The 23,514-nt window shown below is 53.3% G+C and carries 24 protein-coding genes; all 24 read right to left on the bottom strand.

Annotated elements, in window-relative coordinates; genetic code table 11:
• Positions 1–3: 3 nt before the first annotated feature.
• Complete coding sequence (proS, locus tag L1F29_RS12245; RefSeq protein ID WP_258388588.1) at positions 4–1,452, bottom strand: proline--tRNA ligase; 1,449 nt, start codon at positions 1,450–1,452, stop codon at positions 4–6.
• A gap of 6 nt (positions 1,453–1,458) precedes the next feature.
• Positions 1,459–2,739 carry an RIP metalloprotease RseP gene (gene rseP, locus L1F29_RS12240; protein WP_258388587.1) on the bottom strand — a complete coding sequence of 427 codons (1,281 nt, stop codon included), beginning with the start codon at positions 2,737–2,739 and terminating at the stop codon, positions 1,459–1,461.
• 79 nt (positions 2,740–2,818) lie between these two features.
• Positions 2,819–3,961, bottom strand: coding sequence for a 1-deoxy-D-xylulose-5-phosphate reductoisomerase (locus L1F29_RS12235; protein ID WP_258388586.1), 1,143 nt, complete (start codon positions 3,959–3,961; stop codon positions 2,819–2,821).
• A gap of 17 nt (positions 3,962–3,978) precedes the next feature.
• Positions 3,979–4,776: a phosphatidate cytidylyltransferase gene (locus L1F29_RS12230; RefSeq protein WP_258388585.1), complete on the bottom strand. Its 798-nt coding sequence runs from the start codon at positions 4,774–4,776 to the stop codon at positions 3,979–3,981.
• Between the two features lie 35 nt (positions 4,777–4,811).
• Complete coding sequence (gene uppS, locus L1F29_RS12225; protein WP_258388584.1) at positions 4,812–5,576, bottom strand: undecaprenyl pyrophosphate synthase; 765 nt, start codon at positions 5,574–5,576, stop codon at positions 4,812–4,814.
• A gap of 71 nt (positions 5,577–5,647) precedes the next feature.
• The gene (gene frr, locus L1F29_RS12220) at positions 5,648–6,202 is read right to left on the bottom strand and encodes a ribosome recycling factor (protein ID WP_258388583.1); all 555 of its coding nucleotides are present in this window, start codon (positions 6,200–6,202) and stop codon (positions 5,648–5,650) included.
• Positions 6,202–6,930 (bottom strand): UMP kinase, encoded by a 729-nt coding sequence (gene pyrH, locus L1F29_RS12215; protein WP_258388582.1) that lies wholly within the window; start codon positions 6,928–6,930, stop codon positions 6,202–6,204. The genes frr and pyrH overlap by 1 nt, the downstream gene beginning before the upstream one ends.
• 116 nt (positions 6,931–7,046) lie before the next feature.
• Entirely contained in the window at positions 7,047–7,697 is a 651-nt protein-coding gene (gene tsf, locus L1F29_RS12210; RefSeq protein ID WP_258388581.1) for a translation elongation factor Ts, read from the bottom strand.
• Between the two features lie 106 nt (positions 7,698–7,803).
• Entirely contained in the window at positions 7,804–8,502 is a 699-nt protein-coding gene (rpsB, locus tag L1F29_RS12205) for a 30S ribosomal protein S2 (protein ID WP_148928125.1), read from the bottom strand.
• Positions 8,503–8,713: 211 nt separating this feature from the next.
• Positions 8,714–9,334, bottom strand: coding sequence for an endolytic transglycosylase MltG (locus tag L1F29_RS12200; protein ID WP_258388580.1), 621 nt, complete (start codon positions 9,332–9,334; stop codon positions 8,714–8,716).
• Positions 9,331–9,885, bottom strand: a complete 555-nt coding sequence (locus L1F29_RS12195; protein ID WP_258388579.1) for a DUF6115 domain-containing protein — start codon at positions 9,883–9,885, stop codon at positions 9,331–9,333. The genes L1F29_RS12200 and L1F29_RS12195 overlap by 4 nt, the downstream gene beginning before the upstream one ends.
• A gap of 19 nt (positions 9,886–9,904) precedes the next feature.
• Entirely contained in the window at positions 9,905–10,231 is a 327-nt protein-coding gene (locus L1F29_RS12190) for a hypothetical protein (RefSeq protein ID WP_258388578.1), read from the bottom strand.
• A gap of 48 nt (positions 10,232–10,279) precedes the next feature.
• The gene (locus L1F29_RS12185; protein ID WP_258388577.1) at positions 10,280–11,692 is read right to left on the bottom strand and encodes a flagellar assembly protein A; all 1,413 of its coding nucleotides are present in this window, start codon (positions 11,690–11,692) and stop codon (positions 10,280–10,282) included.
• A gap of 23 nt (positions 11,693–11,715) precedes the next feature.
• Complete coding sequence (locus tag L1F29_RS12180) at positions 11,716–12,501, bottom strand: FliA/WhiG family RNA polymerase sigma factor (protein WP_258388576.1); 786 nt, start codon at positions 12,499–12,501, stop codon at positions 11,716–11,718.
• A gap of 5 nt (positions 12,502–12,506) precedes the next feature.
• The gene (locus L1F29_RS12175) at positions 12,507–12,938 is read right to left on the bottom strand and encodes a hypothetical protein (protein WP_258388575.1); all 432 of its coding nucleotides are present in this window, start codon (positions 12,936–12,938) and stop codon (positions 12,507–12,509) included.
• A gap of 2 nt (positions 12,939–12,940) precedes the next feature.
• Positions 12,941–13,435, bottom strand: coding sequence for a chemotaxis protein CheD (locus tag L1F29_RS12170; RefSeq protein WP_258388574.1), 495 nt, complete (start codon positions 13,433–13,435; stop codon positions 12,941–12,943).
• Positions 13,432–14,055, bottom strand: coding sequence for a chemotaxis protein CheC (locus tag L1F29_RS12165; protein WP_258388573.1), 624 nt, complete (start codon positions 14,053–14,055; stop codon positions 13,432–13,434). The genes L1F29_RS12170 and L1F29_RS12165 overlap by 4 nt, the downstream gene beginning before the upstream one ends.
• A 3-nt stretch (positions 14,056–14,058) precedes the next feature.
• Complete coding sequence (locus L1F29_RS12160) at positions 14,059–14,520, bottom strand: chemotaxis protein CheW (RefSeq protein ID WP_258388572.1); 462 nt, start codon at positions 14,518–14,520, stop codon at positions 14,059–14,061.
• 13 nt (positions 14,521–14,533) lie between these two features.
• Positions 14,534–16,618, bottom strand: coding sequence for a chemotaxis protein CheA (locus L1F29_RS12155; RefSeq protein WP_258388571.1), 2,085 nt, complete (start codon positions 16,616–16,618; stop codon positions 14,534–14,536).
• 229 nt (positions 16,619–16,847) lie between these two features.
• Complete coding sequence (locus L1F29_RS12150; protein WP_258388570.1) at positions 16,848–18,095, bottom strand: protein-glutamate methylesterase/protein-glutamine glutaminase; 1,248 nt, start codon at positions 18,093–18,095, stop codon at positions 16,848–16,850.
• A gap of 29 nt (positions 18,096–18,124) precedes the next feature.
• Positions 18,125–18,994, bottom strand: a complete 870-nt coding sequence (locus L1F29_RS12145; protein ID WP_258388569.1) for a MinD/ParA family protein — start codon at positions 18,992–18,994, stop codon at positions 18,125–18,127.
• Positions 18,991–20,349: a flagellar biosynthesis GTPase FlhF gene (gene flhF / locus L1F29_RS12140; RefSeq protein ID WP_258388568.1), complete on the bottom strand. Its 1,359-nt coding sequence runs from the start codon at positions 20,347–20,349 to the stop codon at positions 18,991–18,993. Before flhF ends, L1F29_RS12145 begins: the two co-directional genes overlap by 4 nt.
• Entirely contained in the window at positions 20,346–22,379 is a 2,034-nt protein-coding gene (gene flhA / locus L1F29_RS12135; RefSeq protein ID WP_258388567.1) for a flagellar biosynthesis protein FlhA, read from the bottom strand. Before flhA ends, flhF begins: the two co-directional genes overlap by 4 nt.
• Before the next feature lie 31 nt (positions 22,380–22,410).
• Positions 22,411–23,502, bottom strand: coding sequence for a flagellar biosynthesis protein FlhB (gene flhB / locus L1F29_RS12130; RefSeq protein ID WP_258388566.1), 1,092 nt, complete (start codon positions 23,500–23,502; stop codon positions 22,411–22,413).
• Positions 23,503–23,514: the final 12 nt, after the last annotated feature.

Below are 23,514 nucleotides of genomic sequence, written 5' to 3'. Positions count from 1 at the left end.
TTATTAATACGCTCTTGCAAACACGACCGTATGCTCAGCCTTTTCTCCGCATACGAGACATGTCGATTTCTTCTCCTCCGGCTCGAACGGAATATTCCGGCTCGTTGCGCCCGTTTCTTCCTTCACCTGCTTCTCGCAGGCAGCGGAGCCGCACCAGCCGGCCAGCGTGAATCCGCGCTTCTCTTCCTGCAGCGATTTCATCTCATCCAGCGTTTCCACCGAATTGGAATGATCGGCACGGAATTGACGCGCCCGTTCGAACATATCGCGGTGAATCTCTTCCAGCATCTTTTCAATTTCAGCGACGATGCCGCTTTGGGCCACGATGCGCTTCTCTCCGGTAATCCGGGAGACGAGCACCGCTTGTCCATTCTCCATATCGCGAGGACCAAGTTCCATGCGGATCGGCACGCCGCGCATCTCGTATTCATTGAACTTCCAGCCCGGGCTGACGTCTGCGCGGTCATCAACCTTGACACGGATGCCCGCCCCTTTCAGCTCGGCGTACAACTCATCCACTCTGGAAATCACCTGATCGCGCGTCTTCGGCGGTCCGATCGGGATCATGACCACCTGCGTAGGCGAAATCTTCGGCGGCAGCACAAGTCCGCGGTCATCGCCGTGAACCATAATGAGGGCGCCGATCAACCGGGTCGAAACGCCCCAGGAAGTGGTATGCGCGAACTGCAGCGTGTTGCCGCGGTCCAGAAATTTAATATCGAAGGCAACCGCAAAGTTGGTGCCCAGATAGTGGGACGTTCCCGCTTGTACCGCGCGTCCGTCCTTCATCATCGCTTCGATCGAATACGTATCGACCGCTCCGGCAAATTTCTCGGAAGGCGTCTTCTGTCCGACGACGACCGGAATGGCCAGGAAGTCTTCGACAAACTCGCGGTAGATGTTCAGCATCTGCATCGTTTCATGGCGCGCTTCTTCTTCCGTCTCGTGGGCCGTATGGCCTTCCTGCCACAGAAACTCGCTCGTCCGCAGGAACGGCAGCGTGCGCTTCTCCCAACGCACGACGTTCGCCCATTGATTGATGAGCACCGGCAGATCGCGGTAAGATTGGATCCACTTCGAATACATATGACCGATGATGGTCTCCGAGGTCGGACGAATCGCAAGCCGCTCCTCCAGCTTCTCGCCGCCTGCTTCCGTGACCCATGGCAGCTCCGGATTAAAGCCTTCTACGTGTTCCTTCTCCTTCTGGAAGAAGCTCTCGGGAATAAATAACGGGAAATAGGCGTTTCGATGGCCCGTTTCCTTGAACCGGCGATCCAGCTCGCGTTGAATATTTTCCCACAGCTCGAAGCCTTCCGGCCTGAACACGATACAGCCGCGAACCGGCGAATAATCCATCAGGTCCGCTTTTTTAATCACATCAATATACCATTTTGAAAAATCCTCGCCCTGCGGCGTAATTTCGGTCACAAATTGTTTATCCTTCGACATGAACGACTACTGCTCCCCTCTAACCAATCGCAAAATATCGTTATACGTAACGGCCAGCATAAGCAGCATTAGCATCGCAAAGCCGATGAAATGCACCATACTCTCCCGGTTCGGATCGACCGGTCTGCCGCGCAATGCTTCCACGCCCAGAAATATAAGACGGCTTCCGTCAAGCGCCGGTATCGGCAGCAGGTTGAAGATGCCCAGATACAAGCTTAACAGTGCAGCCCATGAGGTTAGCTTCGCAATCCCCTGCTTGGCGATTTCGCTCGTTACCTGTGCTGTACGTACAGGCCCGCCTAAATCGTCCAGCTTGAAATCGCCGAGAATGAGCTTCTTGAAGCCTTCGAAAATACTGACTGTCATATTCTTCATGGCTATGCCCGACAAGGAGAAGGTCTCTCCAATCCCAGCCGCCCGAGTCGGATAAGCCGCGGATATGCCCAATTTGCCTTCACCCGATTCCTTATCGGGCTGCGGTGTGATGGTCATCGTAATCGGAGCGCCGTCACGGATGACCTTGAACTCGATCGGCTTATTCGGAGATTTTCCGATAAGCGAAATCATTTTGTCAAAATCCGTACCGATCTTCACGCCATTGACCGAATCGATGACATCGCCAACTTTAATATTGGCCTCGGATGCCGGCATGCCCTCCGATACATTCCCGATCAACAGCTTGTCAGGATTCTCCATCGGCACGCCCGCCATCTGAAAGTAGAGAAAGAACAGCACATAGGCGAGAACGAAATTCATAACCGGGCCGGCCACGATAGCCAGAGCGCGCTGTCCGACGGTTTTGCTGCCGAATTGGCGATCCTTCGGCGCGATTTGCGTCTCTTTTCCTTTGGCGATCATCAGCGCCTGCGGGTGGACATCATACGTTTCGCTGACGCCGTCAGCCGATAGCGTAATCTTCAGGCGGTCTTCAAGATCGATCGTTTCGACCTCACCGCGAATGACATTGGAGCGCTCTTCAAGACGATCCAAGTATAGACGCGTTACCCGATTATCGTTCAATCGTACGGCAATCGTCTGACCGGGCTGTATTTCGACCAGCTCCGGATCTTCGCCCGCCATCCGGACGAATCCGCCTGCCGGAACGAGCCGCAGCGTATAGCGTGTTTCCCCGCGCTTAATGGATATCAGCTTGGGGCCGAAGCCGATAGCGAATTCTCTGACCAGAATGCCTGCCCGCTTCGCGAAATAGAAATGACCCCATTCATGGATCGTTACGATCGCGAAGAAGACCAGCACGGTCATAAAGACGATTTGAATCATTTCCATCGTTATAGTGCCTCCTGTTCGAAACGGCCTGTACCTAGATTATCATTATTCTCCCGTCCGTTACAAGAGAACCAGTCCTTCAAACAGCCGCCGCTTCGCTCCTCGCCCATGCATCGATTTCCATAATCGCCGCTACGTCAGGCACATCGGTTACGGAATGGCGCTCAAGCACGTCCGCAATAACGCGCTCGATATCGAGGAATGTGATGGCTCCTTCCAGGAAGCGCGCAACCGCCACTTCGTTAGCCGCATTAAACACGGTTGTTGCGGAACGGCCGATCCGGCCGCTCTCATAGGCCATCCTAAGACAAGGATAGCGATCCGGATCCATCTCGCGGAAATGGAGGGCGCCAAGCTTCGCCAGATTTAACGATTCCGACGGTGACGGCCTTCTTTCCGGATAGGTAAGCGCATATTGGATCGGCACCCGCATATCCGGCAATCCGAGCTGGGCTATGATGCTGTGATCCACAAACTCGACATACGAATGGATAATGCTCTCCGGATGAACCAGAACGTGAATGTCATCATAATCAAGACCGAACAGCCAGCGGGCTTCGATGACTTCAAGCCCCTTGTTCGCCATCGTCGCCGAATCGATGGTGATCTTGGCTCCCATCGACCAGTTCGGATGGCTGAGCGCCTGCTCGACCGTTACGCCGTGCAGCTCCGCTCTCGTACGGTCGCGGAACGATCCGCCGGAGGCCGTTAACGTAATCGCTTTGACCGCGGAGCGGGATTCACCATTCAAGCATTGAAAGATTGCCGAGTGTTCGCTGTCGACCGGAAGAATCGCGACGCCCTTCTCGGATGCCCGCTTCATGACCAGATGGCCGGCGGTTACGAGCGTCTCCTTATTGGCAAGTCCGATATGCTTGCCCGCTTCGATCGCCGCAAGCGTTGCTTCCAGCCCCCGGCTGCCGACGATAGCCGTTAAGACCGTGTCGGAGTCATTGTCGGCCGCAATTTGCACAAGTCCTTCTTCACCGTACAGCACCTTGGTGCCTGCAGGCAGATAAGGAGCCGCTTCATCGGCCAGCGCTTTGGTCGACAAACATACGCAGCGGGGCCGGAACCGGTTCGCCTGCTCAATGAGCAGCGCAGTATTATTGCCGGCAGCCAGTCCTTCTATCTCATAGCGGTCGGGCTCATTGGCCACGACGTCTAGCGTTTGCGTTCCGATTGAGCCTGTCGAACCGAGTATGGTCAGTTTCTTCGTCATGCTCGTTCCCCCTATCTCTAATTCAACGGCAGCAGCCCTGTCATGAGCAGCAGCGGGAATACGACGAGCCAGCTGTCGCAACGGTCCAACACGCCCCCGTGGCCCGGCAGAAGGTTACCCGTATCTTTAATGCCTCTCACGCGCTTGTAGGCGGATTGAATCAAGTCTCCGAACTGTCCGGCAACCGCGGCTATAAGGCCGATCAACAGGGCCCGGCCGATACCGATCACATCCGGAGCCGCCAGCGAGAAAGCGACCGTGACCAAAAGGGACAACAATATCCCGCCTAATGAGCCCTCTATCGTTTTGTTCGGACTGATCGAAGGCCACAGCTTATGCTTGCCGATCGCCCGTCCAGTGAAATAAGCGCCGATGTCCGAGGCCCATATCGCTCCAAAAGCCATCAAGGTCGTGACCAAGCCATGCGAATCCGCATTGCGCACTTCATACATCGCATAGAATCCGTATCCGACATACAGCGCCCCGAGAAGCAGCAATGCCGCTCCGTCGATCGTTATCTCATTCTTCGTAACGACCGTGACCGCCAGCAGCAGGAACATGAGCAGCCACAGCATATGTAAGGCCGAGAGAGAACTCATGCCGAGCTCCTGCCAAGGCACGATCAGCACGAGCATGCCGGCATACCCGAGCAGCGCGGCCGGATGCGTCCGTCTGACCCCGTTCATGCGAACATATTCGGAATATCCGATAAAGGCCAGCGCAAACAGAAGTCCATAATAATACCATTGTCCGAGAACCGTCAGCAGGATAAAGACCGATCCGCCAATTACCCCGGTTACGATGCGTTGCTTCAATGTACCTAACACGCTCCAGATGAAGCCGTGGCAAGCTACAATCCGCCATAGCGGCGAGCCCGCCGCTGGTATTCCCTTACGGCTTCATGAAAATGTTCTTCCGTAAACTCAGGCCAGTAGACGTCCGTGAACCACATCTCGCTGTATGCCAGCTGCCACAGCATGAAATTGCTGAGCCGCAGCTCGCCGCTCGTCCGGATCAGCAGATCCGGATCGGGCAGTCCGGAGCTAAGCAGCTTTTCGGAGAATGCGGTATCGTCGATCTGCTCCAGATCCATCTGTCCTTCGCGAACCGATTCCGCGATCTGCTTCACAGCTTCAATCATTTCTTTGCGGCTGCCGTAATTCAAAGCGAAGTTAAGGACAAGCCCGGTATTGCCGGCCGTTTGGCGGATTGCTTCCTCTACCGCTTCAAGCGTATGGGGAGGAAGACCCTCTTTATGGCCCATCATCCGGACTTGCACGTTCTTCTCCACCAGCTCGTTTAATTCAATGGAAAGGAATTCTTGAGGCAGCTTCATCAAGAATTCCACTTCCGCTTTGGGGCGTTTCCAATTCTCGGTCGAGAATGCATACAGCGTCAAACATTTGACCCCGAGCCGGTCAGCGGCCATCGTGATCCGCTTGACGGCCTTCATGCCCGTATGGTGGCCGGCTATGCGCGGAAGTCCGCGGCTCTTCGCCCATCGCCCGTTGCCGTCCATAATAATGGCGATATGCTGCGGTATATTATCCGTATCCAGCGCCAAAGGCGACGCCGCCGTCGCTTTACCGAATTTCGCTCTCAGTCGCTTAAACATACGCCTGCCCCCCACCATTAATGTCGATTTATGCAACAAACCCCACCTGTCGGAGGGGCGGTGAGCACGAATTATACTTCCATGATTTCTTTCTCTTTCGCTGCCAGCACTTTATCGACTTCCGCGATAAATTTATCGGTCGTTTTTTGAATGTCATCCTGGTAGCGTCTTGATTCATCTTCAGAGATGTCCGTCTTCTCCAGCTTCTTGATGTCATCGTTAGCGTCACGGCGAATGTTGCGGATCGCGACCTTCGCTTCTTCGCCAAGCTTGCGCGTCAGCTTGACCAGCTCGGCGCGGCGCTCCTCGGTCAAAGCCGGAATGACCAGACGGATCGTGCTGCCGTCATTCGAAGGCGTGAGTCCCAGGTCGGATTTCATGATCGCTTTCTCGATCGAAGCAAGAGACGATTTGTCCCAAGGCTGAATCATCAGCGTCCGGGAGTCCGGCGTGTTAATGTTTGCCAATTGGTTGACAGGCGTCATCGCACCGTAATATTCCACCTGTACACGGTCGAGCAAAGATGGCGTCGCACGGCCTGCACGCAGCGAAGTCAAATCGCGCTTCAGGGCGCCGATCGCTTTCTCCATACGCTCTTCTGCATCTTTTTTAATGGATTGAGGCACTAGTCTACACTTCCTTTCACGATGGTTCCGATTTTATCTCCAAGTACAACACGTTTAATATTGCCTTGCTCCGTGATCGAGAAAACGACCAGCGGTATATTATTGTCCATACATAAGGATGATGCGGTCGAATCCATGACGCCCAAATTGCGGTTGAGCACTTCCAGGTAAGTCAACGTTTCGAATTTCTCCGCTGACGCGTCCTTGAACGGATCGGCCGAATATACCCCATCCACCTTGTTCTTCGCCATCAGGATGACTTCCGCTTCAATCTCGGCAGCCCGAAGCGCGGCAGTCGTGTCCGTGGAGAAGAACGGGTTGCCTGTCCCGGCGGCGAATATAACGACACGCCCCTTCTCCAGGTGACGGATTGCACGGCGCCGTATGTATGGCTCCGCAATTTGCTGCATCGCGATGGATGTCTGCACGCGCGTCGGAACGTCGATCTGCTCAAGCGCGTCCTGCAGTGCCAAGGAGTTCATGACCGTGGCAAGCATCCCCATATAATCGGCGGTTGCGCGGTCGATCCCTTTGGCCGTACCCGCAATGCCGCGCCAGATGTTGCCTCCGCCTACGACGATGGCCACCTCGACGTTCAATTCTACAACTTCCTTCACCTGCTCCGCAATCGACGAAATCATCGTGGCATCGATTCCGTATCCGTTATTGCCTGATAGCGATTCACCGCTTACTTTGAGTACGATCCGTTTGTATACGGGACTTTGCAACGTGGTTTCCCTCCATCTTTGACCTTGTGAAAGGCCGCATCCTATTGTTCTATCATCTCTAGATATAATAACATAAAAGGCGGGGCGGAAGCCCCGCCCCGCCTAGCGTGTTCGGATTACAGTTTTGCTTGCGACATAACTTCAGCGACGAAGTTGTCTTCTTTTTTCTCCAAACCTTCGCCCAGCTCGTAACGTACGAAACGGCGGATCGAAATGTTCTCCCCGATCGTGCTGATTTTTTCTTTCAACAGCGTCGACACGGTTTTGTCCGGATCTTTAATGAAAGACTGCTCCAGCAGGCAGAACTCTTCGTAGTATTTGCCAAGACGGCCTTCAACCATCTTCTCTACGATATTAGCCGGCTTGCCTTCGTTCAGCGCTTGAGCCTTCAAGATTTCGCGCTCTTTGTCCAGCTCTTCTTGGGACACTTCTTCACGGGCAACGAACTTCGGATTAGCTGCGGCGATTTGCATGGCGATATCGCGCGCGAATTCGCGGAATTGATCCGTCTTGGCAACGAAGTCGGTTTCGCAGTTAATCTCGACAAGAACGCCGATACGGCCGCCAGCGTGGATGTACGATTCAACGACGCCTTCCGTCGCAATACGGCCAGCTTTGTTAGCTGCTGCCGCAAGGCCCTTCTCGCGAAGCAATTCAGCGGCTTTCGTCAGATCGCCATTCGCTTCTTCCAGTGCTTTTTTGCAGTCCAACATACCTGCACCTGTTTTTTCACGCAATTCTTTAACTGCACTCGCATTAACCGCCATATTATAGAGACCTCCTAGGTTCATCGTATGTTTACATTCGAAAAAAGGGCGGTGAGAGGTTATACACCTTCAGACCACCCTTCATGCTGACTATATCGTGAACGACTTAAGCAGTCGTTTGCTCGCCTTGGTTCGCTTCGACAATCGCATCAGCCATCTTGGCTGTGAGCAGCTTAACTGCGCGGATTGCGTCGTCATTGCCCGGAATGACATAGTCGATTTCGTCCGGATCGCAGTTAGTATCTACGATACCAACGATTGGGATACCCAGTTTGCGAGCTTCTGCAACCGCAATGCGCTCTTTGCGCGGATCGATGATGAACAGCGCGCTAGGCAGACCTTTCATGCCTTTAATGCCGCCCAGGAATTTCTCAAGACGATCTTTCTCTTTGCGGAGAATGATGACTTCTTTCTTCGGCAGTACGTTAAACGTGCCGTCTTCTTCCCACTTCTCCAGCGTTTTCAGACGATCGATACGCTTCTGGATCGTTTGGAAGTTGGTCAGCGTGCCGCCGAGCCAACGCTGGTTAATGTAGAAGTTACCGCAGCGTTCAGCTTCTTCTTTAACCGAATCTTGTGCTTGTTTTTTCGTGCCGACGAAAAGAATCGTACCGCCTTCTTCCGCTACAGAGCGTACGAAGTTGTAAGCCTCTTCGACTTTCTTAACTGTTTTTTGCAGGTCGATAATGTAAATGCCGTTCCGTTCAGTGAAGATATAACGATCCATCTTCGGGTTCCAACGACGAGTTTGGTGACCGAAGTGTACACCAGCTTCAAGAAGCTGTTTCATGGAAATAACCGCCATCCTCACAACACCTCCTAGTAATGGTTTTTTGTGTGTACCTCCGCCAATATCATTTTTCGGCAAAACTCCGGCCGGGCCGAAGCACCCTTGTCGAAATTAATCGGCGTGTGATTTTAACACCGTCAATTACTATAACATATCTAATTACGGCACGCAACAACATCACAGGGACATTCTGCTAAGTTTCTGTTAATCTTGCCTTCAGCCCTGACTAAGGCGACATTTCTTTCTTCGCCAGCTCAGGCGAAAGCGGTTTGCTTGTAATGATCTTCTTAACCTCGTTAACGGTCATATTTCCTTCAAATGGAAAATAACCCGCGCGTATTTTGGTGGTACGCATCAGGTTCGTGAACGCCTTCTTATTGCTGATAATGCCTTTGTCCGCAAGCAGTTCCGCAACTTCCGTCACGCTGGAGCCGGGCTCGATTCGGACGATAATCCGCTTGGAGGCGGGCTCCGTCTTTGTTCCGCCTTGCTCCGCTGTTTGGCCGGTCTTGCCTGAGCCGGCTGCACTCTTGTCCGCTTGAGGGACCGCTTGGCTTGCTTCTGGCTTGCTTGCAGGCGGGGCATCCGCTGCCGGGCTCTTCGCAGCCTTATCCTGATTCGCATTCCGGTCCTGCAGCTCCTTGGTCACCCGTTCGCGTTCTTCCGCAATACGTTTGTCCAGCTCCTCTTGGGTATAGGTCGGCATGACTGCCGTGCCGGATTGCCCGTCTTGCTCCCGGCTGGTCAGCTTGTCCTTCTGCTGCTGACCGGCGATCATCAGCTGAAGCAGCATGGCACCCAGTATGAGACCGATGCCCAGCCCCATCAAAAATGGCCGTTTATTCATCTTGTGTTCGTTTCCTCCTGCCTGGACAATTGAAGAATAAGCTGTACCTCTCCCTTGTTCAACGACAGTTTCTTGGCGATCGCCTCAACCGATTTGCCGCTGTCATAAAGCTCGAACAGCTCCGAATAACGGGTGCGGATCGTCGGCGCCGCATCCTGGACCTGAGCTTCGTCCCGAAGGATCGGCAACTCTTCCGGAGCTTCGGCCGTATACGCGAGCTTCTCCAAGCTGCCGGAAGGTGCAGGCTGTGATGCCGATTCTCGCGTGTATTGCGATAACGACTGTTCCAATTCGGCGCAGCGACTCTCCAGCTGATCGATGCGCGCTTCCCGAAGCTTCGCTTGCGATTGGCTGTCCTGCTGCACCTTGGCTACCAGATTGACCATATCGCGGTTGTCCGCTTCCATGTTCTCCATGAACTGCTCAAGAGCCGTCTCCATATTACGTACCGCCATGTTGTCCTCTGGGGCCGGCGCGTGCTTTCTGGGCTGAATAAAACCGAATACGACCACTACCGCGCCCAGAAGCACGATATAATGCCATGGATCCATCTAACTGTCACCTACAATCTTATAACGAGATATCGATATGCTTTCCTTTATAGGGGTGTGCAGCCTCTTGGGAGGACGTTTCCAGCGCATCTGGGCTGTCCTTTCCCGGTTTATTGCGTTTGCTTGGATTCCGAGACCCGGCATCCTGCTGACGTTCGTGGATGTCCAGCTTGCTGCTTTCCTCAACTGCTGCGTTTTGCGTGCGTGCAAGCTCCGTTTGTTTGACGGCTTCGTTCTCCAGTTTCGTTTGTTCGATCACCGGTTTCTGGATCATCTGATTATGGATCGTACCGGCTTCAGGAGACCGCTGCACCGATACCTGCAAATCGATTGACCGAAAAGTCATCCGCTATTCCCCCTCACTGCATGGGTAAATCCCCGGCTTGTGAATGATTTAGTAATAGGGCAGCATGACGATATCGCCGTCCGTAAACCGAAAGGATACGCGCTGGGTCGGATCTTTGACAAAACGGGTATACCGTCCGATCACGATCTTCGTTCCTCCGTAAATCCAACTGATCGCGTCGACTTTAGCGGCCTCCGTTTCCTCGAGCGACTTTTCGATCTCAAGTATTCTCTCGCGGATTGCGGCAGCTTCATCGGCAGCTTGACGCTTCGTAGCGTTAAGCTTGATTCGCAGCGCCATCTTATCGGAAGTCAGCTGTCCTGCGGCGGCAAGCTGGTCCAGCAATACAAGCGCTTTCTCGGTTTTATCCAGATTTCCCGACGTTGTCTTAAGCTGTTGTCTCAGCTCCAGCAGCTCCGCCCGGAGCTCCGGCCGCACGCCAACCTCAATGGAAGTGGCTGTCGACATCGTATTGCCGATCGTCCGCGCCGATACGCCCTCCCCTGCCTGAATGGAGCCGCCGACAATCAGCCCTTTCGCCCCTGCGCAAATAACCTTCCGGCCTGCTCGGACGTGCGAATGCATGATGCTCTGCGAGACGAGGACGTCTTCGGCAGCCGTCACGTTCCCGTCTTGAATAAAGGAGCTCTTCACATTCTTGCCTGCCCGTATGTAGCCTTTATTGCTGGCAAGAACGCCGCCCGTTACATCGATCGAGCCGTCTGCTTCCAGCTCGGCGCCTTCTACGCCGCCGATGACGCGGATATCGCCGGATGCTTTGACTCGAAAGCCGGTCAGCACATTGCCCCGAATGACGACCGTTCCCACAAAATCGATATTTCCTATTTTATAATCAACATCGCCGTTTACCTCATAGATCGGGAAAACATTGATCTTGCTCTTGTCCGTCATTGTAATAAGCCCATCGATAGCGGCGTATAAAGCCGTTTTTTCGGGATTCAATACAACATTCTTGCCCAGCTTGAAATAGGCTTCTTTGCCGTTCTTCCCGGGCAGGTGGTCTCCGGTCACAAGTCTGCCCGGCGTGCCTTCCGTTGCCGCGATTTTCTCTGCGATAAGCTGTCCGCGTTTGACATTTTTCAATTGCGAAATTTCTTTGAAATCGACTTTTCCGTCCTCAAGCTCGGCTGGACGGCGATCCTCTTCCTCCATGTTGTAGGCGAGCCGGATCGTCCCGTCTTGTCCGTTAACCGCCGGCTGTCCTTGGGCGATGACCGTCTGCGTATGAAAGAAAGCTTTCGGCTGCTCCGCAATTTTGGCCAATACTACCGTATCGATTCCAAATTGGATGCCGTTGCTCCTGACGAATGCCTCCAGCTCGCTAAACGTACACGTAAACTGATCATCCGCCACGTTGAATTTCAAATAGGCCGTGAGCTTGTCTTGCGACGGTTGGATAACTAAGTATGATTCCAATACTTTACGACTGGAAATCGTCATGGCCACCCCTCCTTGTCGAACAATTAATGTTGCATTAACTGGTCCTTCTGTTTATCCAGCGCTCCCCTTAGTCTCAAGATCGCCTTGGAGTGCAGCTGCGATATGCGCGACGGCGACAATGACATGACTTCGGCGATTTCGCTGAGCGACAGCTCTTCGTAATAAAATAATGAAATGACCGTCCGCTCCTTCGCAGTCAACCGTTCGATCCCCCGTACGAGCGACTCTTTCAAAAAGAACTCATGTACTTTATGATCGGGGTTTTTGGCCTTCTCGTCAATAAGCAAGGAAAGCCTCGTTTCCGACTCCTCTTCGCGAATCGGATCTTCGAGCGAACAAACCGTTGTGACCGCTATTTCGTGCAGCATATGCTGAAATTCCTTCTCGCTGACATCCAGGTAGGCGCTTATCTCCCCATCCGAGACCGAGCGAAGCAGCTGCTGCTCCAGATGCTGATAAGCCTCTTCGATTTTTTTCGCTTTTTCGCGAACGGAACGGGGCACCCAATCGCCCTGGCGCAATCCATCGATGATGGCTCCGCGAATCCGCCATGAGGCATACGTTTCGAACTGGAGTCCGCGGGTATAATCGAATTTCTCAATGGCATCGATCAGACCCATAACCCCATTGCTGGCTAAGTCGTCCTTCGAAACGTTCTTCGGAAGCCCGATCGCCATTCGATTGCTAACAAAGTCGACCAACGTCAAGTAATACTCGATCAATCGCTTCTTGGCCTCGATATCCCCGTCTTCTTTCCACTTTTGCCATATCTCCATATTAGACAAATGAGGCGTTTTCTGCACAATCATCTTTCTCACCCTCCTGTCAGGTGACGAATTGCTTTGGCCAGCTCATCCGGCTCTTTATTCGGCGTCGAAACTAATTTTTCCGGCTGCAGCGGTTTGAATAGCGCCGGCTGCTGGTTTTCCGCCTTCGGCTTGCCTTCCAGCTGAAGCTTTAACATCCCGCTTAGCTCATCGCTTTCATCCGGGGTTGACAGATCGACAAGACTTCCCTTCTCTTCGGTAACATCCGGCGCTTCTTCTTCCCGCATCGTTACGGCTGGCGTACGCAGTATCAATGCCAATACCGCGCGAAACAGGTAAGCAAGGGCAAAGAATACGGCGAATGCATACACGAACCGCATCGCGGTGATCGTCAGCCCATTGCTGCTCAATGAAAAAATGAACGTAAGCAGCCCTCCGCATATCCCGAGCACAGCATTCCAGCGCCATGTCCCAATCATCATTAGATCTCCTTTACACCAAACTGAACACTTCGGACGACAAGCAAGCCGCTAATGCTGCTAAATTCTATCGTTCGGCCGTAATTGCCGCCCGTATCCTCCGCAAGGATCGGGATCGAGAAGCGGGCCAGCTCCTTCTTGCATGCCTCCACGTTCCGGGGACCGATACGCATCGCCTCGCTTTGCGAGGCAAAAGCGAACATTTGCGCTCCTCCTGCAAGTTTGGCGATCAGGCGATCGGCTGCAGCGCCCGCCTTCTTCATCCGCTCGATCAGATCCGGGATGGCGGTATCCGCATATTTCGCAATATTAATGGAAGCTTCGCGCGCGATATCGGATGTCGGGAGCATCACATGCGCCATCCCGGCCACTTTGCTTCGTTCGTCGAACAGCGTCAGCCCGACGCATGATCCCAGACCCGTCGTTTTCAGCACGGCTCCTTCGGTTGCGATATTCAGATCCGCCATGCCCACTTTCACCAAGTTCTGCTCTATCATTCGGTAGGTACTCCCAAGGCGTTGAAGAATTTATCAAATGAGTCCGGATCGGGAATGAGGAAGAAATGCCCTTCCAGCGACTCCCGGTCTTCCATGAATTTCGTATCGATCAGCAGGGCCGAATCGCCCATCTCGCCGTACTGCATCAAGCCGTAGCTCAAGATGGCGCCAGCCATGTCGACCGCAATGGCCGGTACGGTCGGCGACATCGACAACCGGGTAAAATCGGCCAATGAGGAAAGATAAGAGCCGGCCAAAATATTGCCAATTTCCGATAAAGCCGAAAACTCCATCTCGGAATAGCTGGCATCCTCCTGCACATCGATCGATAACAAGTTCTTCAGCAGTTTCTTCGCGGAATCCTCATGAATCAGGAAGAACATATTGCCCGGGGCGTCCCCTTCCACCCGCAAGTAGATGGCTACGACGACTTGCTCGAAGCCGCCCACTTTATCGGCAACTTGTTCAAAGGGAATCAGGCTGACCGTCGGCACCTTCATATCTACCGGCTTGTCCAGGAGACAGGATAATGCTGTAGCCGCATTACCCGCTCCGATGTTGCCGATTTCCTTCAGCACGTCCAATTTGAACCCTTCGAGCTTATGTAGTGGATTGTTCACTGCTTATCCCTCAAGCTGCTCGAGCTGGATGATCTCATTCTTGTTCAGAACCTCAGACAGATTCAGCATGATGAGAAGACGGTTGTCGCCGATTTTGGCCACGCCTCGCAAATATTTCGCTTTGATGCCGCCGACCACTTCAGGAGGCGAATCGATATTGTCACTGTCAATATCAATGACATCGTTCGCTGCGTCGACGATAAAGCCGACCTCCAGGTCATTGGCCGCCACAATGATGATTCGCGAGTTTTCCGTCGGCTCCGATTCACTCAGACCAAACCGTCCCCGCAAATCGATGACCGGAAGAACGACTCCGCGCAAATTGATGACCCCTTTAATGAAAGCAGGCGTCTTCGGAACGCGCGTGATGGGAAGCATCCGTTCAATGGTGCGCACCTTGTCCACTTCGATGCCGTATTCTTCGTCTGCCAACCCAAAGACAATGACTTTCATTTCCTCTCCCATATGTAACCCCTCCTTATTTGATAAGTGCGTTCGGATCGATAATCAAGGCCACCTGGCCATCGCCAAGAATCGTTGCTCCGGATATCGTTTCGATGTTTGTCAAATATTTGCCTAACGATTTCAGCACGATATCGCTCTGACTGATAAACTCGTCCACCATAACGGCTACGAGCTTCTCTCCCTTGCGGATGACGACGATTTCGGTCTCGGCTTCGTCCGCCTCGCTGTATGACGGCGATTGAAGCACTTGGCTGAGCGATACGATCGGGATGACCGATCCGCGGAACTCCATCATGAGGTTGCCATGAATCTTGCGGATGTGCTCTCTCCGGACCATGCCGGTTTCCACGATCGAAGAGAGCGGAATGGCATATTTCTCCGTTCCGAGCTTGACCAGCATCGCCGAAATGATGGAGAGCGTCAGCGGGAGCTGAATCGAAAACTTGGAGCCTTTCCCCTCGACGGATTCAACGGTGACATGGCCGCCCAGCGAAGAAATTTTGGTTTTGACGACGTCCAGACCAACGCCGCGTCCGGAGATGTCGGATATTTTGTCCGCTGTACTGAAGCCGGCGGCAAAGATAAGCATGTTGATTTCGTTGTCCGTCAGGCGGGTAGCTTCATCCGCCGTAATGACGCCGTTCTTAATGGCGATCTGCGTTACTTTTTCCTTATTGATTCCGCGCCCGTCGTCCTCAATTTCGATGAAGACATGGTTGCCGCTGTGGAAAGCCCGCAGATGGACGGTGCCGGTTTCTTCTTTGCCGGCCGCTATCCGATCCGGAATCGGCTCGACGCCATGATCCAGCGAATTGCGCAGCAGGTGGACGAGCGGATCTCCGATTTCGTCGATGACGGTACGGTCGAGCTCGGTTTCCGCACCTGTAATGACCAGATCGATCTTCTTGTCCAGCGATTTGGCAAGATCGCGGACCATGCGGGGGAAACGGTTGAATACCGATTCAACCGGTACCATGCGCAGCTTCAACACGATATTCTGCAAGTCGCCGCTTACGCGGGACATATGCTCGACCGTCTCGCTCAATTCCGTCCGGCGAATCTCGGAGGCCAGCTGCTCCAGCCGCACGCGGTCAATGAGCAGCTCGCTAAATAAATTCATCAAGGCATCTAGACGCTCAATATCGACGCGAATCGTGCGCGAGAGGGCAGCCGATCCCCCCTGACCGGATGGCGCTGCCGATGCAGCAGCGGTTTGCGCTTTTGCTGCCTTCGCATCGCTGCTTGCAGCTGCTGCAGGCGCCGGTGCCGCCGATGCGGCGCTCTGAGTGCCCGCCGGCGAAGACGCGCCTGTCGGTCGTCCGCCAAGCTGGAATAACGACTCGCTATCCAGCTGCGTGACAACGGCGCTTTCGATTTCGGAAACCGATTCGATGCCGTTCTTGAGCTCCTCCTGATTGATGGACGATATCGTGAACACGGTGAAGGAGCGTTCAAACTTTTCCTGTTCGATATCTTGAACGCTTGGCTGCGATTTCACCACTTCTCCGCTTCGTTCCAGGAAGTCGAAGACCATGTATGCCCGCGCCGCCTTGAGCATGCAGTCCTCTCGAATCGTTACGACCGTATGGAAGACGGAATGACCCGCTTCAATCGATTGGAGCAGAACGGAGGATTGAAACTCATCCAAAATTCCTTCGGACCCGGAAGATCCGTCAGCCGATGCTGCGGAAGCAGCGGAAGCCGATTCGTTCTTATACTCGCCCTTGAAGATCGATTGGAGAAGGGCGACGATGGCGGATACGTCCGCTCTTCCCGTGCCTCCGCCGATGATATCCTGGACCATCGACTCCAATGCGTCCAGACCTTTAAATAACGTATCGAAGATAAAATTGTCCATCTTCAGTTTTTCGTTGCGCACAAGATCCAGCACATTCTCCATTTCATGTGTCAAGGATGCCAGATCCTCGAACCCCATTGTCGCCGACATTCCTTTAAGCGTATGGGCGGAACGGAATATGACTTGGACGATGCTCAAATCCTCCGGTTCGCTTTCCAGCCGCAGCAAATTCTCGTTCAGCGACTGCAAATGATCGTTGGATTCATCGATAAACATTGACAGATAGGCGTTCATGTCCATTTACGTGCACCTCCTGCAAAATGAGTTGCTTCATCTATATAAGTTTGAAACCACGATGTGAACGCAGCCCGCTGCGCAGGCAGAATGTTCTTCCGATCGCTGTTGTTCCCAGTTTTCTTTGAATTAGATTTATTGGTTGAATTCCGGGAACAAAGGCGAGCGCAGACGCTTCTTCAGAATCATTCTTCCTGCTCCGCTCGTTGCAGCTTCCATTGGTCAACTAACATCGTTACTTCATAATCATATCGACCAGCTTTGGAGCGATTTTTTTCAATGGAACGACCGAAGAAGCAACACCCGCTTCAATGGCGGAACGGGGCATTCCGAATACGACGCATGATTCCTCGGCTTCCGCTATAGCGCTCTGCGATCCGCTGTCCTTCAATGCTTTCATTCCTTTGACGCCGTCGCTCCCCATGCCGGTCATAATAACCGAATGGCGCTGCAGCTCAGGATAAGGACTGCATGACTCAAACATGACGTCAACCGATGGACGGTGTCCGCTTCGGGGCTCATCTTGCGTGAGCCGTATGTAATATCCTGAAGTGTCCTTGGCAAGCTCCATATGGAAGCCGCCTGGAGCTATATATACAAACCCGGCCAATACCCGCTCGCCGCTTTCGGCCTCTTTCACATGCAAAGCGCTGAACGTATTCAACCGCTGAGCCAAGGAATGGGTAAATTTGGGCGGCATATGCTGAACGACGAGTACCGGCGCAGGAAAATTTTCGGGCAGTGACGATAAGACTTCATGCAGCGCGCGCGGGCCGCCTGTTGACGTGCCGATCGCAACCAGATGCCGGAAAACCGGCGTCGGCTTGGGCTTGTTCGCCATCTTAGGCTCTGCCGGCTCGGCAAACAAATCTTCAGGACTTGTTCTGACCGGCTTGGCCGGCGGCGTCTCCGGTTTATTTTGCCGGGCTGCATGGGCCGGCTCTACCTTCGGTGCCGCAGGCTTCACGATCGCCGCATCCCGCTTGGCCGGCTTAGATACTTTCTCGTTCTTGACCGGCTTCACGTTCGGAACAGGTGCGACCGGCCGTGTAACGGCCGTATCCGCCGACGGTGCCGGTCTTCGGGTAAGAACGGCAATCCTCAGCTTCTCCAGCAGCTGCTCCCCAACATTATGTATATCGGGAGAGAGCGGTCCGGCAGGCTTGCGGATAAAGTCAAACGCCCCGTACTGGAGTGCCTTGATCGTCTCGCGCGTGCCGTCGTCGCTCGTGCTGGACATCATAATAATCGGCGTAGGCCGCTTGCGCATGATGTGTCCCAGCGCTTCCAGCCCGTTCATCTCCGGCATTTCCAAATCTAATGTAATGACATCCGGCTTCCATCGTTCAACGGCTTCGATTGCTTCTTGACCGTTCGTTGCGGTTGCGATAATCTCGAATTGCTTGTCCGCTGTTATGAGATCACTAAAGATCTTTCGCATAAACGCGGAATCATCCACGACAAGTACGCGATAAGAGGTCATGGGCAGCTGCCTCCTACTCTACAAAGGATTTATTTGGTTAGCCTGAACATCTTATGCAAGAATCCTTTGACGCCGCTTGCTCCTGCCACAGGTGCGGGTTCGTTGCAAAATTGCCGCGCAATGGCCGCAACATCCCGTGACGCTGCTGTTCCTGGATATGAGAGAAGGAAAGGCGATTGCCGTTTCACAGCTCTACTCACATTGGAGTCATCGAGGATGATGCCCAATAGCGGCAATGACGTTTGTAGAAACCGTTCTGCGACAAGCGCGATTTTGTCGGCCGTCGCCTTTCCTTCCTTCTGGTTCTCGGCCCGGTTCACGACAAGCTTGAACGGGACATCATGATCCATGGCCTTCACCATCTTGATGAGGGCATAGGCATCGGTAATCGACGTTGGCTCGGGTGTCGTGACGACAATCGTTAATTCCGCGGCGGTTATAAATTGAACGGTTTCCTTCGACAAACCGGCTCCGGTATCAAATAAAATATAGTCGTATTCCCCGTGAAGCTTGCCGATCTGGTCGGAGAAATACGCAAGCTCCTCCGGGCTAAGCTCCAGCAAATCGATGAACCCCGAACCGCCGGCAATGAAATGGATTCCCGTCGGTCCCTCCTGGATAATGTCCCAGATCGTCTTCTGCTGCTTTAGCAGGTGATAGAGGCTGCTGGGAGACGATATGCCCATCAGCACATCGATATTCGCCATTCCGATATCGGCATCGAACAGCAGCACCTTCTTGCCAAACTGACGCAGCGCCAGCGCAAAATTCAAGCTGAAATTTGATTTGCCGACACCGCCCTTGCCGCTCGTAATGGTTACTACGCGGGTTGTCTTCTCCACTTCGCGCCGATCGTGCTTCCGAACGAGATGACGAAGCGCTTCCGCTTGATCGTTCATGGATGAGGAGCCCCCAATAGCTGCTTGACATACGCTTCCTTGCGAAAAGGCGCAATATCGTCAGGTACCGTTTGTCCATATGCGATATAAGCGGGCTTCATCCCTTGCTCGATTGCCAAATTCAACACGGCTCCGGTTGCATGTGTTTCATCCTGCTTCGTATACAGCACCTTCTGAACGCCGTATTTGGCGAAATGATCGGCTACCACCGACATGTCGCTGAATTTACCGGTCAGGCTGAGCACCAAATACGTCTCGGATCGGTCTTTCGTTTGCAGCAGGCTGTTCACTTCCGATACATACAGCTCGTTGCGGAAGTTGCGTCCGGCCGTATCCATGAAGATCAATTCCCGATCCTCCAGCTGAAGGAATGCCCGTGCCACCTCCGACGGAGAGAAGACCACCTCAAGCGGTACGTTCAGAATCGTCGCATAGGTGCGAAGCTGATCGACGGCTGCGATCCGGTAAGTATCGGAAGTGATAAACCCTACCTTCCTCCCGGCTTTGAGCGTCTGCTCGGCAGCAAGCTTCGCAATGGAGGTTGTCTTGCCTACCCCGGTCGGCCCAACGAAATGAACAACGCGCGTATCCCGATGTATCCCTTCGTCTTCCAAGCCTGCCATCCATCCCGTCAATATCTCGGCTGCAGCATCCCAAACCTTCTCCCGGGTAACGAGCTCAGCCGCCTGTCCTTCGAACCGGGCTTCAATTTCGTTAATCAGCTTCTCGGTAATATCGCCATGTACCTCTTGCTCGTCCAGTCTCGTTTGCAGAGCCAGTATCGATTCCGGCTGCTCGGCGGCATGCTGCTGCTTAGTCATTCGAACGATCCATTGCTTCATGTCTCTAATTTCATTCAACAGGTCATCCTCAGACATCGCCTTGCCCGTCTTCGCATCCTCTTTCGAAGCCGTTCCTGCTGAAGCAGGAACGGCTTCGCGTTGTGCCCGGTAAAGCTCTGAAGCTTGTCCGCCATTATAAGCGGCGGGCTTTTCATTCGCAGCCGGATCCGCCGACGCGGCAGATTGAGGAGCGGCTGCAGGTCGCTGCAAGGAAGACGCGAACACCGCCGCAACCGCTGACGCGTTCTCGTCAGCCAAGGCCAATGCAGGCTGCGTTCTTGCGGGAGATACCGGTTTCGCTGCCGGTCTTGCGGCCGGTTTGGGAGCTGGCTTTGCTCTTCCTTCCGCCTCAACGGCGGCTATGACTTCCATTTTTTTCTTCCCGAACATCCCCAGAAATCCGCCGACTTTGATTTCTTTCGTATTTAATATGATGGCATCGACCCCGAGATCGCTCCGAATCATCGGAAGCGCCTCCGGCAGCGCATTGACGACGTAACGTTTCACTTTCATAGATTCACCACCCCAATGCTTTGAACTTCGACACTAGGCTCGAGCTCACTATAGGAAAGTACGGGAATGTCCTGCATCGTCCGTTCTACAATTTGACGCAAATACATGCGGATCGTCGGCGAAGCCAATACGATTGGTTGATAGCCGGATTGAATTTGCTTGCTGACCTGTTCGTTCAGCTTCTGGTAAATCGTCTGCGTGGCGATCGGATCGAGCGCCAGATAGCTGCCTTGATCGGATTGTTGAACGGACTCCGCAATTTTCTTCTCCAGCGAAGGGCCGACCGTAATCACCTTCATCGTATCGTTGTTTTGCGAGAATTGCTGTGTAATTTGTCTCGACAGCGCCTGTCTGACATACTCGGTCAGAATATCCGGGTCTTTCGAATAGACGCCATGATCGGCCAACGTCTCGAAGATCGTTACCATGTCGCGAATCGATATTTTCTCGCGCAGCAGCTTGGCAAGCACCTTCTGAACATCGCCGAAGGAAAGGATGGAAGGAATAAGCTCGTCCACAAGCGCCGGGTAGGTTTCCCTGACATTCTCGACAAGCGTCTTCGTCTCTTGCCGGCCAATCAATTCATGCGCATGGCGCTTAATGATTTCGGTCAAGTGCGTGGCGACGACGGAAGGCGGGTCAACGACCGTATACCCCGACAGCTCCGCCCGCTCCTTCGTAACCTCATCGATCCAGATCGCCGGAAGTCCGAAGGCAGGCTCTGTCGTTTCGATTCCGATGACCGAATCATCGTCGAAGCCCGGGCTCATAGCCAGATAGTGATTCAGCAGCAGCTCGCCTCTTGCGACCGTATTGCCTTTGATTTTAATCACATACTCATTCGGCTTCAGCTGAATGTTATCCCGTATTCGGATGACGGGAACGACTAGGCCGAGTTCAAGAGCGCACTGTCTGCGAATCATAATGATCCGGTCCAGCAAATCTCCGCCCTGCTGCGTATCGGCCAGCGGGATCAATCCGTAACCGAATTCGAATTCGATCGGATCCACCTGCAGGAGGCTGATCACGCTCTCCGGGCTGCGCACCTCTTCGATTTGCTGTTCCTCTTCCATCTGTTCCTCCTGCAGCTGGCGCTTGGCCAGCGTGTTCTGCATCCGGTAACCGGCAATGACGAGAAGTCCTGCAAGCGGAAGCGTGGACAGCATGCCGATCGGAGTGCCGATTCCAAGCAGCGTTATCGTTCCGGCTACAATATAGAGCAGTTTCGGATACCGGAACATCTGGTTAGTCACGTCATAAGCGAGATTGCCTTCCGAAGCAGCGCGTGTGACGATCAGACCGGCTGCCGTGGAAATCAACAGCGCAGGAATCTGGCTGACCAAGCCGTCCCCGATCGTCAGTACGGAGAAGGTGCTGAGCGATTCGCCGAATGGCATGCCGTGGATCGCCATCCCGATTACAAATCCGCCGATCAGGTTGATAAGCAGGATGATGATCGAAGCGATCGCATCGCCTTTGACGAATTTGCTGGCACCGTCCATCGAACCGTAGAAATCCGCTTCCCGTTCGATTTTTTGACGGCGTTCCCGCGCCTGCTGCTCGTTGATCAACCCGGCATTCAAATCCGCATCGATACTCATCTGTTTACCGGGCATCGCATCGAGCGTGAATCGCGCTCCAACTTCCGCAACGCGCTCCGAGCCCTTCGTAATGACGATAAACTGAACCACGACCAGAATTAAGAACACGACGAAGCCGATCGCGATTTCACCGCCGGCCACCCAATTGCCGAACGTTGCTACGACATGACCCGCTTCTCCATACTGGAGGATGTTGCGCGTGGTCGAGATGTTCAAGGCGAGCCGAAACAATGTCGTAATAAGCAGCATCGCCGGGAAGATGGAGAAATCCAGCGCATCCTTCGTGTTCATCGAGATGAGCAAAATCATAAGCGCCGTGGAGATGTTAATGATGAGCAGCACATCCAGCAGCCAGGTGGGTATCGGAATGACCATCATGAGAACGATGCCGATAATTGCTACTAATATGGTCAAATCCTTTGCCTTCAACTTTGTCCCTCCTCCAGTGCATGTGACATTCTTATTTCGTTTTACCTTTTAACTTATATACATGAGCCAATACTTCAGCCACAGCTTGGAATAGATCAGCCGGAATCGTGTCACCGATCTCCGACAGTTGATATAACGCTCTGGCCAGAGGCTTGTTTTCCATCGTTATAACGCCGTTCTCTTTCGCAATTTCCCGTATGCGAAGCGCCACGAAATCCATCCCTTTGGCGATTACGGTCGGCGCCTCCATCTTGGAACCGTCATATTGCAGGGCGATTGCGAAGTGAGTCGGGTTCGTAATGACGACATCGGCTTTGGGCACTTCCTGCATCATGCGCTGCAGTGCCATTCTCCGTTGTCGCTCACGGATTTTTCCTTTTATCAGCGGATCCCCTTCCGACTTTTTGAACTCATCCTTGATGTCCTGCTTGGACATTCGGATACTTTTCTCATGTTCATAGCGCTGGTAGATATAGTCTGCAATCGCCAGCACAACGAGCAGTGCGCCTATTTCAAGGCCAAGCTTGACTGTAAGTCCTGCCGTATACGAGAACATCGTTTCAACAGGAACGCTCGCCAGCTGCATGATGTGATGCCTTTCGTTCCATAGCGTCATATACACGATCACGCCGATAATGACGAGCTTGATAATATTTTTCAAAAATTCGACGACTGACCGCATCGAAAAAATTTGCTTGAACCCGTTGATCGGATTCAATTTGCTTAATTTCGGCTTGATCGGCTCGCCGGTAAACAAAAACCCGATTTGCAGATAGCTTCCGAGAAAAGCGAGCAGGAGCGTTATCGCGAATATGGGGGCTAACAGCATGAAGCATTGCAGCATGATATCCGTAAATAACGTAACTATGTTTCCTGTCGACAGCTGAAGGTTCAGCCTGTTTTCAAAAATAAAGCCGAAAAGCGTTAAGATCCGTTCTTTGTAATAGCCTCCCAGCATCATGAAGCTTAAGAACGTGAACAGCAGGATGAATGCGCCGGGAAGCTCTGCGCTTTTTGCCACTTGGCCCTTCTGCCTTGCTTCCTGCCGTTTCTTATGCGTTGCAGGCTCCGTTTTTTCCTGGGAGAACATCTGTAAATCGAGCGTGAAGCGGTAAGCTCGCATGTCAGCAGTCCT

Source organism: Paenibacillus spongiae (assembly GCF_024734895.1).
Taxonomy (GTDB): Bacteria; Bacillota; Bacilli; order Paenibacillales; family Paenibacillaceae; genus Paenibacillus_Z; species Paenibacillus_Z spongiae.
Note: the sequence above shows the minus strand (reverse complement) of the source record. Positions and strands in the feature narration are given on the sequence as shown.